This window comes from Kocuria sp. KH4 (assembly GCF_053711175.1).
Genome location: NZ_JBSJYX010000001.1, coordinates 423,227 through 441,044, shown reverse-complemented (window position 1 = coordinate 441,044; position 17,818 = coordinate 423,227). Strand labels below are relative to the sequence as shown.

Here is a 17,818-nt window from a genome sequence, read left to right as displayed (position 1 = left end):
GTTCCGTCGAAGGCGGCGAAGGCCGTGAACTCCTGCGGGACGAGCTCCTTGAACTCGGGCAGGCGCTTGAGGTCGTCCGGGGAGTGGTAGTGGTCGGTCACGGTGACGTCCTTCCGGGTCGGGTGCCCCCGAGGCTACCGGGACCGGCTCCGGCGGCACACCCCTCCCCGCGCCCGGTCACCTCTCCCAGGGCGCCCGGATCGGGAAGTACCGCTCCAGGAACTCCGTCATCCGCTCGGCCCGCTCGGCCGCCGGCACCTCCGGGAAGCTGCCGTCGTTGAGGCAGAACATGTCCAGGCTTCGCCGCCGGAGCAGCTTGTCCATCTGCTGCAGCCCCGCCCGGGTGGTGGTGTCCACGTACTCGGTGCGGGCGGTGTCCTGGGTCACGGCCCGGCCGGTGAGCAGGGCGTAGTAGTGGTACAGCGAGTTGGTCACCGAGACGTTCTCCGCGGCGCGGAACCGGCTGGAGGCCGTGCGGAGGAACTCCCGGGGGAACTCCCGCTCCATCTCGGCCACCACGCTGCGGCGCAGCGGGGCGGCGCAGTGCTCCAGGTGCCGGGTGGTGATCCGGCCGAACCGCTCCCACAGCAGCCGCCGGTTCACCCGGGCCGCGTTCTCGAAGCCCGAGCGCTCGGGGTGCCCCTCGCCCAGGCCGATGCGGGTGCTGGCCTCCACGAACTTCGTCACCCCGCCGGGGGAGAAGAACAGCGAGGGCCCGAGCTGGCGGCCGAAGAACATGTCGTCGTTGGAGTACAGGAAGTGCTCGGACAGGCCCTCGATCCGGTGCAGCTGCGCCTCGACCGCCTGCGAGTTGTAGACGGGCAGCACCGAGGTGTCCGCGAAGAACTCCTCGCTGCGCACCAGGCGCACCCGGGGGTGCTCGGCCAGCCAGGCCGGGGGCCGGGAGTCGGTGGCGATGTAGATGGTGCGGACCCAGGGGGCGAACATGTGCACCGAGCGCAGGGCGTACTTGAGCTCGTCGACCTGCCGGAAGCGGGCCTCGTGGTCGTCGCCCTCCCCGACCACGGCGCCCTCCATGTAGGAGGCCCGGACCCGCCGGTACTCGGCGTCGGAGCCGTCCACCCAGGAGAAGACCATGTCGATCTCGAAGTCGATGTCGCTGGCGTGGTCGGCGAACATGTTCTCGATGGTCGGCCACTGCAGGCCGAAGCGCTCCACGCTGCCGCGCACGGCCTCCGCGCGGGAGACGGTCCGGCGGGTCAGGGAGTTCTCCACCGGCAGGCGGATCTCGTGCTCGCCGAACTCCCACAGCTCGAGCTGCACGCCGGTCGCCGCGCCGTAGTACAGCTTCGAGCGCTTCGAGTAGTGCGGGCGGTAGAGCCGGAACACGCGGGCGTTGCGCCGGTGGGTGAGCTGCCCGTCCGCGAGCAGCTCGGAGGTCTGCGTCTTCGTGTCCATGGGCTTGACGTAGTACGGCTCGCCGACGGCCGCCTCCACCAGGGCCTCGCGCAGCCGCGCGCGGTCGTGCAGGTCCACCGCGACCACGGGGCGCTCGTCGTTGCCGCGCACCAGGAGGTGGTCAATCCCGGCGTCCTCCAGGACACGGCGCAGGAAGAGCAGGTTCTGCACCATGACGTCGTGGGGGGTCTGGTCGGTGATGCGCAGGGCGAAGCGGCCCTTGTACCGGACCACGTCCGGGCGCTCGTCGAGCGCCGCGGCGGAGGCGCGGGACGCGCTGCGGAACTCCTCGCCGTCGGGCCCGTCCTCGGGCGCGGGGAAGTAGGCGGTGTCGAGCGTGATGGTGTCGATGGTCGTCTCCTGGTGGTGGTCAGCGGCTGCGGCGCTCCCAGGATAAGACCCCGCGGGGGCCCGCCGTCACGGGGCGGGCTGGCAGCGCTTGCAGAACCACAGCGCCCGGTCCTGCGGGGGCCCGGGGTGGGCCTCGCCGGGGGCCAGCTCGGCGTCGTCGATCCGGGTCTCCCGGATCGGGGCCCCGCAGCGGCGGCAGGGCTGGCGGCCGCGGCCGTAGACCCAGAACTGCTCGCCGCGCCGGGCCGGGCCGCCCACGGTGGAGCGCTGGGAGCGGTCCCGGTTGGCGTGCAGCAGCCGGTGGGAGAGGTCCACCACGGCCCCGAGGTCCTCGACGCCGGCCACCGGGGTGAAGGGGTGCAGCCGCCGCAGGAAGAGGATCTCGTTGCGGTAGACGTTGCCGATCCCGGCGAGGTTGCGCTGGTCCATCAGCGCGGCGGCCACGGGCCGGTGCGGGTGCCGGGCCAGCCGGGACAGGGCCTCCGCCCGGTCCCAGTCGGGGCCGAGCAGGTCCGGGCCCAGGTGGCCCACGAGCTCGTCCTCGTCCGCCGTGGCCACGAGGTCCAGCATTCCGAGGTCGAAGCCCACCGCCTGGGCCGCGGCGGTCTCCAGCACCGCGCGGGCCTGGTAGCCGGGGCGCCGCCACCGGGTCCCGCGCGGATAGACGTGCCACATCCCCTCCATGAGCAGGTGGGAGTGCAGGGTCAGCGGCGCCAGGGCCTCGGGGCCGCCGTCCACGCGGATCAGGAGGTGCTTGCCGCGCGGGAGCACCTCGGTCACCGTGCGCCCGGAGAGGTCCGCGGTGGCGATCGCGGGGAAGCGCAGGTCGCTGCGCGTGAGGACCTGACCGGCCAGGGCGCGGCGCAGCAGCGCCGCCTGGCGGTAGACGGTGTCACCCTCGGGCACGGCGGCCTCCTCGATCGCGCGCCGCGCTCACCGGCGCATCCTCAGCCCGCGCGGCGTCGAGTAGAAGCCGCCGGCCAGCAGGGACTCCCGGACCGCGGTCTCGAGGGGGCCGGGGCCGAGCACGGGGGCCCCGTTGACCTTCTCGACCGTGAGCTTGTCCACCGCGCCCCGCCGGACGGTGCCGGCCACGGCGGGGCCGGCGGCGGCCAGGGCGTCCGCGTCCTCGGTGAACGCGAGGACGGTCCGCCCGCCGCGCTCCACGTACAGGGCCAGGGCGCCGTCCACGAGCACGACGACGGCGCCCGCCTTGCGCCCGGGCCGGTGCCGTCCGGCCGGCGCGTCCTCGCCGTCCGGGGCGGTCGCCGCGACCGGGTCCGGCCACTCGAGGGCGGCCCCGTAGGGGTTGGCGGGGTCGGTCGCGGCCAGCGCCAGCGCCACGGGCTCCTCGGCGCGCACCTGGTCGTCGGTGCTGAACGTGCGCAGGTGGTCCACCGTGGCCGGCTGGGCGAACTGGGCGGCGCCCAGGCCCTCGATGAAGTAGCCCCGGCGGGCGCGGCCGGTGTCCTCCAGCGTGGAGAGCACCTTGTAGACCGTGGCGAAGCCGCCGGGGATCTCCTCGACGGCCACGGGCCCCTTGGTCACCACCCCGTAGCGGTCCATGAGCAGCTCGGCGGTGGCCGAGGCCCGCAGCGTGGGCTCGAGCGGCTCCGGGCGCAGCATCGACCAGCGCCCGGCCACGAGCGGGGAGTCGTGCCGCTCCAGGGTGGCCGCACCGCTCGTGATGCGCAGCGCCCCGCCGGTCCCGGGCCGGGACGCGCCGCCGCCGGGACGCAGCCGGGCGGCGCCGCGGCGGGCCGTGGAGCGGCCCCGCGGGGGCTTGGCCCGGTGCCGGTGGGCGGCCTGCCCGCCGGAGAGCAGCGAGCGCACCGGGAGGAAGGTGTCGTTGGTGATCAGCCCGGCCCAGACGAGGTTCCACAGCGCGGTGGTGAGCTCCCCGGCGGGCACCGGGGCGCCGTCGGCCTCGAGCAGCCCCAGCAGCTGCGGGAAGAACCAGGCGCCGCCGGGGGCGAGGACGTCGAGCACCCGGCGCTCGAGGGTGGAGTCCAGGGCGGCGGCCGCCACGGCGAGGGTCTCGGCGGGTGGCAGGGTCAGCTGGGCGGCCTCGCTCAGGTGCAGCGACACCCACCCGTCGTCGCCGGCCAGGGAGCCGGCCCCGGACCACAGGACCTCCCCGGACGCGGTGAGCTCGTCCAGCAGCTCGGGCCGGTAGTCCGCCACGCGGGCCGCCAGCACGAGCGGCTCCCACGCCGAGGCCGGGACGGCGACGCCGGCCAGCTGGTCCACGACCGTGAGCACGCCGTCCTCGCCGCGCAGCTGGTGGCCGCGGCCCACGTGCTGCCAGGCGGGCAGGAACCGGGCGTAGACCTGCCCCGGGACCGGCTCCACGTCGCGGCGCAGCGCGGCCAGCGACCGGCGCCGGATCCGCCGCAGCACCTCCGCCTCGCACCACTCGGAAGGGGCCGGCCCGGCCCCGGCGGCGTCCGGGCGCGCCGGCCGGAACTCGCCCTCGACGACCCGCCGGTCCGCGGCGAGCCGCTCCAGGGTGGTCCGCACCACGGCCGTGCCCAGCCCGAGCCGGGCCGCGGCCTCGTCCACGGTGAAGGGCCCGTGGGTGCGGGCGTAGCGGGAGACGAGGTCGGCCAGCGGGTCCTCGACGGGCTCGACGAAGGCGAGCGGCACGCCCATGGGCAGGGGCACGCCCAGGGCGTCGCGCAGCCGGGAGGCGTCCTCGATCGCCGCCCAGTGCTCCACGCCGCGCAGGTGCACCCGCAGGGCGCGGTTGGCGGCCACGAGCCGCTCCAGCCACCCGGCGGCGGTGTCCTCGGGGCAGGCGGCCTCCGGGTCGTCCGGGTCCTGGAGCCGCCGGGCGGCCTCGGCGGTGGTGAGCGGGCCGAGCAGGCGCAGCAGGTCCGCGGCGCCCTCGAGCCCGCGCAGCCGGCGGTCGGCGGCGAGGCGCTGCAGCTCCGCCTCCGTGCGCTCGAGCACGTCCGGGTCCAGCAGCTCCCGCAGCTCGGCGCGGCCCAGGAGCTCGTTGAGCAGGGCGGCGTCGAGGGACAGGACCGCCGCCTTGCGCTCCGCCAGCGGGGAGTCCCCCTCGTAGAGGAACTGCGCGACGTAGCCGAAGAGCAGGGTCCGGGCGAACGGGGACGGCTGGTCGGTGGTGGTCTCCACCACCCGGATCGCCCGGCGCTCCACGGCCCGGTGCAGCTCCTTGAGGGCGGGCAGGTCGTAGACGTCCTGCAGGCACTCGCGCACCGTCTCCAGGATGATCGGGAACTGCGGGTACTTCCGGGCGACGTCCAGCAGCTGCGCGGAGCGCTGGCGCTGCTGCCACAGCGGCGTGCGCCGGCCGGGGTCGCGCCGGGGCAGCAGCAGGGCCCGGGCGGCGCACTCCCGGAAGCGGGAGGCGAACAGCGCCGAGCCGCCGACCTCCTCGGTCACGATCCGGTCCAGCTCGTCCGGGTCGAACAGGAACAGCTCCGCCCCCGGGGGCTCGTCCTCCATGGCCGGCACGCGCAGCACGATGCCGTCGTCGGCGGCCTGCGCGGAGCCGTCCAGGCCGTAGCGCTCGTGCAGCCGGGCCCCCACGGCCAGCGCCCAGGGGGCGTGCACGGGCATCCCGAACGGCGAGTGCAGCACCACCCGCCAGTCCCCGAGCTCGTCGTGGAAGCGCTCGACGACGAACAGCCGGTCCGAGGGCACCTGCCCCACGGCCTCCTTCTGCTCGCCCACGTAGGCCAGCAGGTTGTCGGCGGCCCACTCGTCGAGCCCGGCCGCGCCCAGCCGGGCGCGGGCCTCGTCCTCGGCGGCCCCGGCGATCTCCCGGTTGAACCGGCCCACCGCGCGGCCCAGCTCCACGGGCCGGCCGGGGCCGTCGCCGTGCCAGAAGGGGAGCTTGCCCGGGACGCCGGGGGCGGGGGAGACGATGACCCGGTCGTGGGTGATCTCCTCGATCCGCCAGCTGGAGGCGCCCAGGGCGATGACGTCGCCCACGCGGGACTCGTAGACCATCTCCTCGTCGAGCTCGCCCACCCGCTTCGAGTTCTTCCCGTCCTGCTCGCCGACCAGGTACACGGCGAACAGGCCGCGGTCCGGGATGGTCCCGCCCGAGGTCACCGCCAGCCGCTGCGCCCCGGGCCGGCCCTCGATCGTGCCGGTCTCCCGGTCCCAGACGATGCGCGGGCGCAGCTCGGCGAACTCGTCGGAGGGATAGCGGCCCGAGAGCAGGTCCAGGGTGGCGTCGAAGGCGGAGCGGGGCAGGGTCAGGAACGGGGAGGAGCGGCGGACGGTGTCGAACCACTCCTCCACCTCGACCGGCCCCAGGGCGGTGGCGGCCACGGTCTGCTGGGCCAGGACGTCCAGCGGGTTCAGCGGGACCGCCAGCGGCTCGATCCGGCCCTGCAGCATCCGCTCGACCGTCACCGCGGCGTCGAGCAGGTCCCCGCGGTGCTTGGGGTAGAACCGGCCGCGGGAGACCTCCCCGACCTGGTGGCCGGCGCGGCCCACGCGCTGCAGCCCCGAGGCGGCCGAGGGCGGGGCCTCGATCTGGACCACCAGGTCCACGGCGCCCATGTCGATGCCCAGCTCGAGGGAGGACGTGGCCACCACGCAGCGCAGCCGGCCGGTCTTGAGGTCGTCCTCGATGACCGCCCGCTGATCCTTGGAGACCGACCCGTGGTGCGCGCGGGCCAGCACCGGGTCCGCGCCCTCGTAGCGGCCGGTCTGCCGGCGCAGGTCCGCGGGCTCGGGGGTCCCGCCGGGCGCGGACGGGTCCCGCCCCGCCAGGGCGGTGCGCAGCACGTCCCCGAGCTGCTGCGGCGCGGAGCCCGCCGGGGGACCGGGCGCGGCGTCGTCGCGCGGGCCGCCGCCCTCCCCGGGCGCGTCCTCCGGCGCGCCGCCGTCCGGGTCCGTGTGCTCGAGGCGGAAGGCGTAGATCTCGTTGAGCCGCGCCGTGAGCTTCTCGGCCAGGCCGCGGGAGTTGGCGAACACGATGGTCGAGCGGTTCTCCAGCACCAGGTCCACGACCCGCTCCTCGACGTGCGGCCAGATCGAGGCGGTGGTCGTGGGCGCGAGGGCGTCGAGGTCGTCGTCGCCGAAGCCGGACCCGGCCAGGGACGGGGAGGCGGCGGGCCCGCCCAGCACCGTCATGTCCGGGATCGGCACCGAGACCGTGAGGTCCCACCGCTTCTCCGCCCGCGGCGCGACGACCGAGACCGGCTCCCGCCCGCCCAGGAACCGGGCGACCGTCTCGACCGGCTCGACCGTGGCCGACAGCCCGATGCGCTGCACCGGCTTCTCCAGCAGCGCGTCCAGCCGCTCCAGGGTGAGCGCCAGGTGCGCCCCGCGCTTGGTGCCCGCCACGGCGTGCACCTCGTCCACGATCACGGTGTGCACGTCCGTGAGGGTCTCCCGCGCCTTGGACGTGAGCATCAGGTAGAGCGACTCGGGCGTGGTGATGAGGATGTCCGGGGGGCTGGAGAGCAGGGCCCGGCGCACGGCCTGCGGCGTGTCCCCGGAGCGGACCCCCACGCTGACCTCCGGCGGCTCGACGCCGGCGTGGCGGGCGGTCTGGGAGATCCCGATCAGCGGGGCCCGCAGGTTGCGCTCCACGTCCACGCCCAGCGCCTTGAGCGGGGAGATGTAGAGCACCCGGGTGCCGCGCCGCTCACCCCGGGCGCTCGCGGAGCGGGCCTTGGTGCGCAGGCTCCCGGCGGTCCCGGCCTGTGCCGCGGAGGCGGCGCTCCCGGGTCCGGCCGCGGGCGCGGTGTCCCCGGTCCCCGGCCGGCCGGTCGCCGCGTGCCGTCCCGCCGCCGCCTCGGCCACGAACCGGTCCAGGGCCCACAGGAACGCGGCCAGGGTCTTGCCGGAGCCGGTGGGCGCCACGATCAGGGCGTGGCGCCCCGCGGCGATGGCCCGCCAGGCGCCCTCCTGGGCGGCCGTGGGCGCGGCGAACGCACCCGAGAACCAGGCCCGGGTGTGCTCGGTGAACAGGCTCAGCGCCGGATCAGGTGCCAAAGCCCTGGATCTCGAGCTGCTGGATGCCGGGACCGGTGCAGGCCTCGGCGGGGAAGGGCACCACCAGGGACTGCCTGTTCTCCGGCGGGTAGACGCGCAGCCCCGCGGCCTCCCGGGCCGCGCACCCGGGGTGGACGGCGGCCTGGCTGATGCGCAGCGCGGCGGTGGCGGACTCGCCCGGCGCCAGCTCCTCGCCGGTCCCGGGGACACCGGCGTCGCGCACCGCCGGGGCGCCGAGGGCCGCGCCGTCGGCGTCCACGAAGGACACCCCCGGGTAGCCCGCGAGCACGCAGGGCTCCGCGGCCGCGTTGGTCACGGTGAGGTCCACGTGCACCGACCCCGCGGCGCCCCCGGCCGGTGCGGCGGAGACCTCCAGCGCGGAGGTTGCGCACCGGTCCGGGCCGCCGCGCCGGGCGGGCTCGCCGCCGGCGTCGTCGGCGCCGTCCGCGGTTCCACCGGTCCCGTCGGCGGTCTCCTCCGCCGCATCGATCGCGGGCTCCTCGGCCGGTTCCTCGGTCGTCTCCTCAGCCGTCCCCTCGGCGGGCCCGCCGGTGGGCTCCGCGGGGTCGCCGGCCGGGGCGGTGGCCGCCGTGGCGGCCCGCCCGTCGGTCGGCTCCCCGGACGGGGACGTTCCCTCCGCCGGGGCGCCGCCGGCGGGGGCCGTGCCGGCCGGGGCCGCGGAGGCGCTCCCGGCGGGGGCGGGGGCGGCGGCGGTGCCGACCTGCTCCGGCGGCCCGCCGCCGCAGGCGGTGAGCGCCAGGGCCGCGGCGAGGGCGAGGGCGCCCAGGACGGGGCGGGCGACGGGGGAGAGCGAAGACATGGGGGGATATCCTCCTCGTGCGGACGTCGTGGCGGGCCACGCCTTGAGGAGGGGGCCCTCCCAGGGACTTCATTCTAGGCAGGGCCACCGACACCGGCCCCGGACGCGTCCTGCGCCGGGGCCGGTATGGCGTCCGGGGCGGGCGCTACCGCTCGCCGGCCTCCGCCGGGGGCAGGGCGGCGCGCATCACCTCGGCCAGGTGGACGCCCTCGGCGCCGGTGCCCTGGGCGATCTGGGTGCGGCAGGAGAAGCCGTCGGCGAGCACGATCGTCCCGTCGGCCGCGGCGCGGATCGCGGGGAACAGCTCCTTCTCGCCGAGGGTCTGCGAGACCTCGTAGTGGCCGGGCTCGAAGCCCCAGTTGCCCGCCAGCCCGCAGCAGCCGCCGCCGACCACGGCGGTGTCCACGCCCAGCTTCGCCAGCACCTGCAGCTCGGGGCCGTAGCCGAGCATGGACTTCTGGTGGCAGTGCACCTGGCACACGGCCTCGGCGGGGCCGGCCTCGGTGGTCAGCTCCCGGAAGGGCCAGGGGCCGCCGGCGGCCAGGTGGGCGGCCGCGAACGAGCCGATCGTCGTCGTCAGTTCGGCCACCCGCCGGGCGCGGGGGTCGCCGGGGAGCAGCTCCGTGATCTCGTCCTGGAGCATGACCGTGCAGGAAGGCTCCAGGCCGATGATCGGGTACCCGGCCTCCAGCAGCGGCTCCATCACGTCGAGGGTGTCGCGCAGCACCTTCTGCGTCATGTCCAGCTGCCCGGTGGAGTGCCAGGTGAGCCCGCAGCAGACGTTGTCCATGGGCAGCAGCACCCGGTAGCCCATGGCCTCGAGCACCTCCACGGCCGCCTTGCCGGGGGCGTCGGCGGCGAAGTTCGTGAACGTGTCCGGCCACAGCACCACGGTGGGCCGCCCGTCGGCGTCGTCGCCGGGACGGCGGGCGGGGCGGCCGCGGAACCACCGGGTGAGCGGCTGGTCCACGAAGGAGATCATCCGCCGCTTCGGCTCGATCCCGCCCAGCCGCTTGGTCAGCTCCTCGACCGCCCGGTGGGACTCCAGCAGGTTGATCAGCCGGAAGGAGAAGGGCACCTTCTCCACGATCCGCATCAGCAGCGGCATCCAGCCCATCGTGAACTGCGCCATGGGCCGCCGGCCCCGGCCCAGGAAGGAGAGCAGGCCGTGCCGGTAGTGGTGGTGCAGGAACTCGGCCTTGTACGTGGCCATGTCCACGTTCACCGGGCACTCCGTGGCGCAGGCCTTGCAGGACAGGCACAGGTCCAGGGCCTCGAGGGTCTCCTTCGACCTCCAGCCGTCCGTGATGGACTCCCCGCGCAGCATCTCGGCCAGGGACCGGGCGCGGCCCCGGGTCGAGTGCACCTCGTCGTGGGTGGCCTGGAAGGACGGGCACATCGCGCCGACGTCGGAGCGGCAGGACCCCACGCCCACGCAGCGGTTCACGGCGCTGGAGAACGACCCGCCGTCCCGGGAGAACGCGTGCACGGGCGTGAGCTCGAACGTCCGGGCGCCGGGGCCGGGGCGGATGCCCTGGTCGATGGGCTCCGGGTCCACCAGCACACCGGGGTTGAAGAACCCGTCCGGGTCGAAGACGCGCTTGAACTCCGCGAAGGCGGCCAGGGCCTCGGGGGAGTAGATGGTCGAGAGCAGCTCGGAGCGGGCGCGGCCGTCGCCGTGCTCCCCGGAGACCGAGCCGCCGTAGCGGTGGACCAGCGCGGCGGCGCGCTCGATGAACGTGCGGTAGGTCGCCATCCCCTCGTCGGTGCCGAAGTCGAAGGAGATGCGGATGTGCACGCAGCCCTCCCCGAAGTGCCCGAAGGGGATGCCGGTGAGGCCGAGCTCGTGCAGCAGGTCGTAGAGGTCGCGCAGGTACTCGCCCAGCCGCGCCGGCGGGACCGCGGAGTCCTCCCATCCCGGCCAGGCCTCCCCGCCCTCGGGCAGGCGGGTCACGATGCCCGCCCCGGCCTCGCGGATCCCCCACAGGGCGCGCGCCAGCGGCGCCTCGGCCACGATGAGCGAGTCCACGACGTTCTCGGGCACCAGGCCCGGCAGCGCGCGGGCGGCCGCCTCGGCCTCCTCGAGCGTGTCGGCGCCCACCTCGCAGTACAGCCAGCCCCCGCCGCGGGGCAGCTCGGAGCCGGAGGTCTCCCGGCCCGGGCGGGTCTGCAGGGCCTCGACCAGGTCCGAGCCCATGCCCTCGATCGTGTACACCCCGGGCACCCGCAGCTTCGGGGCGGCCGTCGCCGCCTCGAAGGCGTCCTCGAAGCCCAGCACGGCCAGCGCGGTGTGGGCGGGCTTGCGGACCAGCCGGACGGTGAGCTCCGTGATGATCCCGCAGGTGCCCTCCGTCCCGGCGAAGGCCTTGGCGGTGTCGAAGCCCTTCTCCCCGAGCAGGTAGTGCAGCCCGTACCCGGAGACCTGGCGGGGGAACTGGCCCAGCTCGGTGCGCAGCATCGCCAGGTGCCGGTCCCGGATCGCGGTCAGCGCCCGGTCGATCCCCGGCTCGGAGGTCCCGCCCCGGTGCAGCTCGACCTCCCGGCCGTCGGCGAGCACGACCTTCAGGGACACGAGGTTGTCCGCGGAGGTGCCCCAGGCCACGGAGTGGGAGCCGCAGGCGTTGTTGGCCACCATCCCGCCGACCGTGGCCCGCGAGTGCGTGGAGGGGTCCGGCCCGTAGGTGAGGCCGAACTCGGAGGCCGCCGCGCGCAGCTGGTCGCAGATCACGCCCGGCTGGATCGTGGCGGTCATCGCCTCGGGGTCGATGGACAGGATCCGGTTGAAGTGCCGGGAGGTGTCGATGACCAGGCCCTCGCCGATCGCGTTGCCCGCCACCGACGTCCCGCCACCGCGGGAGACCACCGGCCAGCCGCGCTCGTGCGCCAGCGCCAGCAGCTCGCGGACCTCCTCGACGCTGGCCGGCTCGGCCACCGCGGCCGGCAGCCGCCGGTAGATCGACGCGTCGGAGACGTAGGCGGCGCGCGTCGTGAGGTCGTCACGGATCTCGGTCATGGGTCCACTTCCTGCGCGCCGGCGACGCCGGTCCGTCCGGGGGCTGGTTTCAGAGTCGGGGGTGCCGTCCCCGCGGGGACGGGCGGGTCACCACTCGGGGGCGATGGTGACCTCGGCGCCGTCGAGGTCCTCGGACCACTCGACCTGGCAGCTGAGCCGGGAGGTGTCGTGACGGGTGTCGTCGAGCATGTCGAGGAGGTCCTCCTCCTCGTCGTTGATCTCGTTGGCCCTGGCGAAGGAGCCCTGGTCCAGGTAGGAGTGGCAGGTGGAGCAGGACGCGTTGCCGCCGCAGGTGGCCAGGATCGGGTACTTGTGGCGGGTGAGGGCCTCCATGAGGCTCTCGAAGTCCTTCCACTCGACGCCCTCGGTGCGGTTGCCCTCGCGGTCGATCACGGTGATGTTGATGCTGCTCACTTCGATGGCCTCCTCGGGGCGTGGTGGCCCCTGGTCTCGACGTCGGAAATCCCGCCGCCCATTGTACGGTCGCGCGGTGGGCGTCCCGGACGGGAGCGGGCTCAGCGGGCGCCCGGCAGCGGCCGCACGGTCAGGGCCTGGGCGACCTGGCCGAGGTAGCCGGCCTCGTCGTGCAGCGCCGACTCGGTGAGGCCCGCCCCGGTCGCCCCGAAGGTGACGTGCGTGTCCAGACCGACCCAGGCCGAGACCGGCTCCCGCACCAGGTGCACGGCGAGGTCCACGTTGGGGAAGGCCAGCTCGTCCGGGCCGACCCGCACGGCGATGCCGTTGGCGGCGTCCACCGCCGTGAGGAACCGTGCCGTGGTGGAGGCCTCCTCCCCGGCGACGACGGCGTGCGGCGCGCGCAGCCACATGGCGGCCCGGCCGGGCCGGTGCCCGCGCACGGTGCGGCCCTCGAGTGAGGCGATGTAGCCGCCGGGCCACCGTCCCGTCATCGTCGTGGGCCGGGCGCCGGCCACGGGCGGCAGGGCCTCCCGGTGCGTCCCGGCGACCGCGGCGGTCCCGCCGCGCACCAGCCGCCACACGCTGAGCCGGATGCAGGAGCGGCCCCCCTGGCTCATCGTCGCCTCGACCAGCTCGATCGTGCGGCCGGGGCGGACCACGCGCGTGCTCACCTCCACCTCGCCGCCGGGGATGAGGCCGAGGATGTCGTAGGAGAACCGTGCGGGCAGCAGGTCCGCGCGGGGGTGGTCGACCTCCACCGCGTGGGCGAGCAGCCCGGAGGCGGCGCCCATGTGCTGCTCCGCCGCGTTCCACGCGCCCTGCGCGTGCAGGGTGGAGCGGAAGCGGGTGGCGTCCAGCCGCACGAAGTAGGCGTCCGGGTACTCCTCCCCGTCCGTTCCCAGGTGTCCGACCGCCGGTGCCGACGTCGTCATGCCGCGCCTCTCCGTTCCCGCCCGCCGGGCGGCGGGCCGTGACCGGCACCACGGTAGCCGGTGCCGGTCACGACCCGGCGCGGAGGGGCCCTTCCTCGTGTCCGGCCGGGCACGGAGAAGGGCCCCGCTCCCGGAGGAGCAGGGCCCTTCTCGACTGGCGGTGACGGAGGGATTTGAACCCTCGTTGGCTCTTACACCAAACATCATTTCGAGTGATGCACCTTCGGCCGCTCGGACACGTCACCAGCTCGCAGTACTGTACCGGCTGGCGTGCTCAAGCGCCAAAACCCGCCGGCCCGGCGGATCCGGGGTCCGCCGCTCCGGCGCCGTCGTGCCCGGCGCGCCGGTGCCCGGCGAAGAAGTCGAGGAGCAGGCGCGAGCACTCCGCCTGGAGGACGCCGCCGGTGACCTCCACCCAGTGGTTGAGCCGGCGCTCCCGGAGCACGTCGAACACGGAGCCCGCGGCCCCGGCCTTGTCGTCCCACGCGCCCAGCACCACACGGGGCACCCGGGCCAGGACGATCGCCCCGGCGCACATCGCGCACGGCTCGAGGGTCACCACGAGGGTGCAGCCGTCGAGGCGCCAGGTGCCCCGGGCGCGCGCCGCCTCCCGCAGGGCCAGGACCTCGGCGTGGGCGGTGGGGTCCCCGTCGGCCTCCCGGCGGTTGCGGCCGCGGCCGAGGACCGTCCCGTCCGGGGCGAGGACGACGGCGCCGATGGGCACGTCCTGGGTCTTCAGGGCGGCGCGGGCCTCCGCGAGGGCCAGCCGCATCCACTCCTCGGCGCGGGCCTCGTCCCGGGTGCGCGGGGGCAGTGCCATCCTGGTCCTCTCCTGGTCCTCTCCCGGTCCTCGCCCGGCGGTCCTGCGGGCGCGGGCTCCGGGCCGGGCCGGGGTCCGGCGGGAGCCGCGGAGCCCCGGTGGTAATTTTGGTGCATGCGAGTGACCGTTCTCGACCACCCTCTGGTGGCGCACAAACTGACCGTCCTCCGGGACAAGAACACCACCTCCCCGGTGTTCCGGCTGCTCGTCGAGGAGCTCGTGACGCTGCTCGCGTACGAGGCCACCCGGGGCGTCCGCGTGGAACCGGTGGAGATCGACACGCCGGTCACCCGGACCACCGGCACCGGGCTGTCCAAGCCGCGGCCGCTCGTCGTGCCGATCCTGCGGGCCGGTCTGGGCATGCTCGAGGGCATGACCCGCCTGGTGCCCACGGCCGAGGTGGGCTTCCTCGGGATGGCCCGCAACGAGGACACGCTCGACATCATCACCTACGCCGAGCGCCTGCCCGACGACCTCACCGGCCGCCAGGTCTTCGTGCTGGACCCGATGCTCGCCACCGGCGGCACCCTGCGCGAGGCCATCAAGTTCCTCTACCGCCGCGGCGCCGAGCAGATCACGTGCGTCTGCCTGCTCGCGGCCCCCGAGGGCCTGGCCGCCCTGGAGGAGGAGCTGGGGGACTCGGAGGTGAACATCGTCCTGGCTGCGAAGGACGAGCGGCTCGACGAGAATGCGTACATCGTCCCGGGGCTCGGCGACGCCGGTGACCGCCTCTACGGCGTGGTGGACTGAGCGCCGCCCCGCAGATCCCGCGGATCCGCCACCCCGGAGGCCCGTCGACCCCGTCGACGGGCCTCCGTCGTCCCCGGGCGGATGTGTCCACATCCTGAGATGGACGGATGGGCGCATTCGGTCTCTTGACAATCACCAGCGGCTGTGCGTGAAGTCCTCGACAGGTGATCGAGTCGCTCCGTACGCCGTGTGCGCGGGGTTTCGCGCCCCGCAGCGGGGGCGCACAGCGAATGAAGGGGGTTCATTTTGGCGGCTCGTGGGGGCTGCCGTCGGTCGTGTCTCACATCGTGAGAAAGTGTCACGATTATTACTTGCGAGTTCCCGCGGCCTGGTGGACCATGAGACCGATGCCACTACCAGGGATCTATCAGCTTCGCGGGGACGGTCCCCGAGAAGTCCGAGGCCGGTGATCCGGGAGCTGGGAGTGGTGGGGTCGGTCCGAGGGGCGGAGCGGCCCGGGTGGACGGATGACGTCCATCGCACGACGCAGAGACGAGGCGCACCAGATGCCAGGTACACCGGGATACGTGCACATTTCCCAGCGCACCCGCACGAGCGAGGCACGCGCTGCCCGCCGTCCGGCCACGGCTCCTGATCGGGCGCCGGGCGCGCCCGCCGACTACCGCAGCCTCCGCAGCACGCTCGGGACCATGCCGGCCGCACCGGGGGAGCCGCCCCTGCCCACGCGTCTGGAGCGGGAGGCGGCGCCGCGCCCGCAGGTCCAGGAGAACGAGGCCCGCGGCTTCGTGATCTACGTGGGCCTCAACGAGGAGACCGCCGCCGCGAACGGCACCTCGCTGGTCAAGATGGTCCAGAGCATCCGGGCCTACGCCCAGCAGCTGGTCCCGGAGGCCGACTCCTACGCCGCCGTGGCCCTGGCCCCGGCGAACACCGCCGGGAGCGACCTGGAGGTCGTGCGCAACGCCCTCGGCGACCCGACCTCCGGCGCGGTGCGCCCGGCCGCCCCCGCGGCGCCGGCACCGGCCCCCGAGACCAAGACCAACCAGTCCACCGGGGTGCTCATCGACCTCTCGCGGCGCGAGGTCTTCCTCGACGGCGGGCTGCTCAACCTGACCTTCAAGGAGTTCGAGCTGCTGAACTACCTCGTGGAGAACGGCAGCCGCACCGTGGGCCGCCACGAGCTGCTGCACAGCCTGTGGCGGGACTCGGAGGAGGTGCCCAACGAGCGCACCATCGACGTGCACATCCGGCGCCTGCGCTCCAAGCTCGGCCGGCTGGCCAACACGGTGCGCACCGTCCGCGGTCAGGGCTACCGCTTCTACGAGCACCCCGAGGTCGTCGTGTGGGCGGCCCCCGAGTACTCCATCTGAGCCCCGTCCGGCCCGTGCAGGCCCCGGCTCCCTCCCGCGGTGCGGGGGTGCCGGGGCCGTCCCGCGCCGGTCGGGCACGTGGCATCATGAACCGATGACCCGCCACGACCGCAAGAAGCTCGTCCTCATGCGCCACGCGGAGGCCGAGCACCCCTGGGGCGTGACCGACCACGACCGCCCGCTGGAGCGGAGCGGGGCGCAGGACGCGGCCGCGGCCGGGCGCTGGCTCCTGGCGCAGGGCCACGTCCCGGACATGATCCTGTGCTCGAGCGCGCTGCGCGCCCGGCAGACCTGCACCTGGGTGTGCAGCGTCCTGGGCGATCTCGCCCCGACCGCCCGGCTCGACGAGTCCCTCTACGGGGCGCCGGACGCCCGGATCATCGCGGCCGTCAACCACGTGCCGGACACCGTGGACTCCCTGCTGCTCATCGGCCACCTGCCCGGCCTGCGGGACGCCGCCCTGCGCCTGGCCACGCCGGACTCCGACTACGACGCCGTGATGGCCCTCGCCGACGGCTGCCCCACGTCCGGGCTCGCGGTCCTGGAGGTCCCCGGCTCCTGGGCCGAGCTGGACGGCGCCGACGCGCGGCTCGTGGACTTCACGGTGCCGCGGCCGTCCTCCGGGGAGCGATGAGCCACGGCAGAGGGTGCCCGTCCACCGGACGGGCACCCTCGTCGGTCACACCCGCGACTCAGCCGCAGAAGCGGCGGTCCTAGTCCTCGTCCTGCTCGAAGAGGACCTTGACCCCCTTCTTGTCGACCGTCTTGACCGTCTTGTCGGTCTTGTCGGTGTACTTGGCGTCGCGGTGGTACTTGTGCCAGTCGCCGCCGCCGGCCTTCTCCTTGGCGATGGAGGCGGCCTCCTTGAGCTCGACGTCCTCGTACTCCTTGGACTTCCACTCGCCGTGGTGGCGGTACTTCACGACGACGTCGACCTCGCCGTTCTTGCGCTCCCCGTCCTCGTCCTGCTTGAAGAGGACCTTGACGTCCTTCTTGTCGACCGTCTTGACCGTCTTGTCGGTCTTGTCCGTGTACTTGGCGTCGCGGTGGTACTTGTGCCAGTCGCCGCCGCCGGCCTTGTCCTTGGCGATGGAGGCGGCCTTCTTGAGCTCGACGTCGTCGTACTCCTTGGACTTCCACTCGCCGTGGTGGCGGTACTTCACGACGACGTCGACCTCGCCGTTCTTGCGCTCGTCCTCGTGGCTGTGGCCGCCCTTGTCGTGCCCGTGGTCGTCCGCCGCGTACGCCGGGGCGGAGAAGCCGCCTGCCACGAGCAGGCCCGCCAGGGCGGCGCCGGTCAGAGTGTGCCGCAGATCTTTCATGGTGTTCCCCCTCAGGAATGAGCCAGATTTCCCACCGCGAATCAGGTGGGATCAGGCTAGGGACCGCACAATCATGTGCACAAGCGAAATTCCCAACGTTAAGAATTACCGCTGCGAACACCGAGGGCATGGGCGGCAAAATTCCTCGTTCCGGCGGGCCGGACGGCGCGGACGCGTCCCGGTCCCCGGAGGGCACTCGGGGCCGGCACGAGCAACGGCCCAGGTGGCGGTCGCCTCAGGTGCCGCGTCGGGTCCCGAGGCGGAGCGGGCCGGTCTGGCGCCCGCCCGTCGCGCAGCAGTCCTGGGGCGCGGTCGGATCCGGTCCGTGCCGTACGGGGTCGAAAGGGGTGAATTCGGCGTCGGGCCGAGCGCATCGCCGCGAATAATGGATAGCGACCGCAAATCAAGGAATTCGCAAAGAAAGGGGAATTCCCGGCAGGTGAAATGGAACCGTCCGGTTCCGGATGCACGAGAACCCCCGCGGGCAGGAGCCGGCGGGGGTTCTCGTGGATGGTGCGCCCGAAGGGATTCGAACCCCCAACCTTCTGATCCGTAGTCAGATGCTCTATCCGTTGAGCTACAGGCGCATCGGCTTCCCGGCGTCACCGCCGTTCAAGCCGGGTACAACTCTACATGCGGGCCGCGGGAGCGCCAAATCGCC

General features: G+C 74.3%; 12 protein-coding genes and 2 tRNA genes. 3 read left to right on the top strand and 11 right to left on the bottom strand.

What is annotated here, in order from left to right; all coding sequences use genetic code 11:
• Positions 1–177: 177 nt before the first annotated feature.
• From ACWCOM_RS02105 to tadA, 9 genes are all read right to left on the bottom strand, one after another.
• Positions 178–1,653 (bottom strand): stealth family protein, encoded by a 1,476-nt coding sequence (locus ACWCOM_RS02105; protein ID WP_454547074.1) that lies wholly within the window; start codon positions 1,651–1,653, stop codon positions 178–180.
• A gap of 183 nt (positions 1,654–1,836) precedes the next feature.
• Complete coding sequence (locus tag ACWCOM_RS02100; RefSeq protein WP_454547073.1) at positions 1,837–2,676, bottom strand: DNA-formamidopyrimidine glycosylase family protein; 840 nt, start codon at positions 2,674–2,676, stop codon at positions 1,837–1,839.
• Between the two features lie 27 nt (positions 2,677–2,703).
• The gene (locus ACWCOM_RS02095; RefSeq protein ID WP_454547072.1) at positions 2,704–7,752 is read right to left on the bottom strand and encodes an Lhr family ATP-dependent helicase; all 5,049 of its coding nucleotides are present in this window, start codon (positions 7,750–7,752) and stop codon (positions 2,704–2,706) included.
• Positions 7,742–8,572, bottom strand: coding sequence for a DUF4232 domain-containing protein (locus tag ACWCOM_RS02090; RefSeq protein WP_454547071.1), 831 nt, complete (start codon positions 8,570–8,572; stop codon positions 7,742–7,744). Before ACWCOM_RS02090 ends, ACWCOM_RS02095 begins: the two co-directional genes overlap by 11 nt.
• Before the next feature lie 145 nt (positions 8,573–8,717).
• Positions 8,718–11,585 carry an FAD-binding and (Fe-S)-binding domain-containing protein gene (locus tag ACWCOM_RS02085; RefSeq protein WP_454547070.1) on the bottom strand — a complete coding sequence of 956 codons (2,868 nt, stop codon included), beginning with the start codon at positions 11,583–11,585 and terminating at the stop codon, positions 8,718–8,720.
• Positions 11,586–11,672: 87 nt separating this feature from the next.
• Complete coding sequence (locus ACWCOM_RS02080; RefSeq protein ID WP_454547069.1) at positions 11,673–11,999, bottom strand: 2Fe-2S iron-sulfur cluster-binding protein; 327 nt, start codon at positions 11,997–11,999, stop codon at positions 11,673–11,675.
• 101 nt (positions 12,000–12,100) lie between these two features.
• Positions 12,101–12,934, bottom strand: a complete 834-nt coding sequence (locus ACWCOM_RS02075) for a thioesterase family protein (RefSeq protein WP_454547068.1) — start codon at positions 12,932–12,934, stop codon at positions 12,101–12,103.
• A 155-nt stretch (positions 12,935–13,089) separates the two neighbouring features.
• Positions 13,090–13,179, bottom strand: a tRNA-Ser gene (locus ACWCOM_RS02070).
• A 29-nt stretch (positions 13,180–13,208) separates the two neighbouring features.
• Positions 13,209–13,754, bottom strand: a complete 546-nt coding sequence (tadA, locus tag ACWCOM_RS02065; protein WP_454547067.1) for a tRNA adenosine(34) deaminase TadA — start codon at positions 13,752–13,754, stop codon at positions 13,209–13,211.
• A 114-nt stretch (positions 13,755–13,868) separates the two neighbouring features.
• On the opposite strand from tadA, the gene upp reads away from it, so the two are divergent.
• The 3 genes from upp to ACWCOM_RS02050 all read left to right on the top strand — a co-directional run bounded on the left by upp (position 13,869) and on the right by ACWCOM_RS02050 (position 16,469).
• Positions 13,869–14,504, top strand: coding sequence for a uracil phosphoribosyltransferase (gene upp, locus ACWCOM_RS02060; protein WP_454547066.1), 636 nt, complete (start codon positions 13,869–13,871; stop codon positions 14,502–14,504).
• Positions 14,505–15,010: 506 nt separating this feature from the next.
• Positions 15,011–15,835, top strand: a complete 825-nt coding sequence (locus tag ACWCOM_RS02055) for a winged helix-turn-helix domain-containing protein (RefSeq protein WP_454547065.1) — start codon at positions 15,011–15,013, stop codon at positions 15,833–15,835.
• Positions 15,836–15,929: 94 nt separating this feature from the next.
• Positions 15,930–16,469: a SixA phosphatase family protein gene (locus tag ACWCOM_RS02050; protein ID WP_454547064.1), complete on the top strand. Its 540-nt coding sequence runs from the start codon at positions 15,930–15,932 to the stop codon at positions 16,467–16,469.
• A 79-nt stretch (positions 16,470–16,548) separates the two neighbouring features.
• On the opposite strand, the gene ACWCOM_RS02045 is transcribed toward ACWCOM_RS02050, so the two are convergent.
• Positions 16,549–17,157 (bottom strand): hypothetical protein, encoded by a 609-nt coding sequence (locus ACWCOM_RS02045; protein ID WP_454547063.1) that lies wholly within the window; start codon positions 17,155–17,157, stop codon positions 16,549–16,551.
• A gap of 511 nt (positions 17,158–17,668) precedes the next feature.
• Positions 17,669–17,744, bottom strand: a tRNA-Arg gene (locus tag ACWCOM_RS02040).
• Positions 17,745–17,818: the final 74 nt, after the last annotated feature.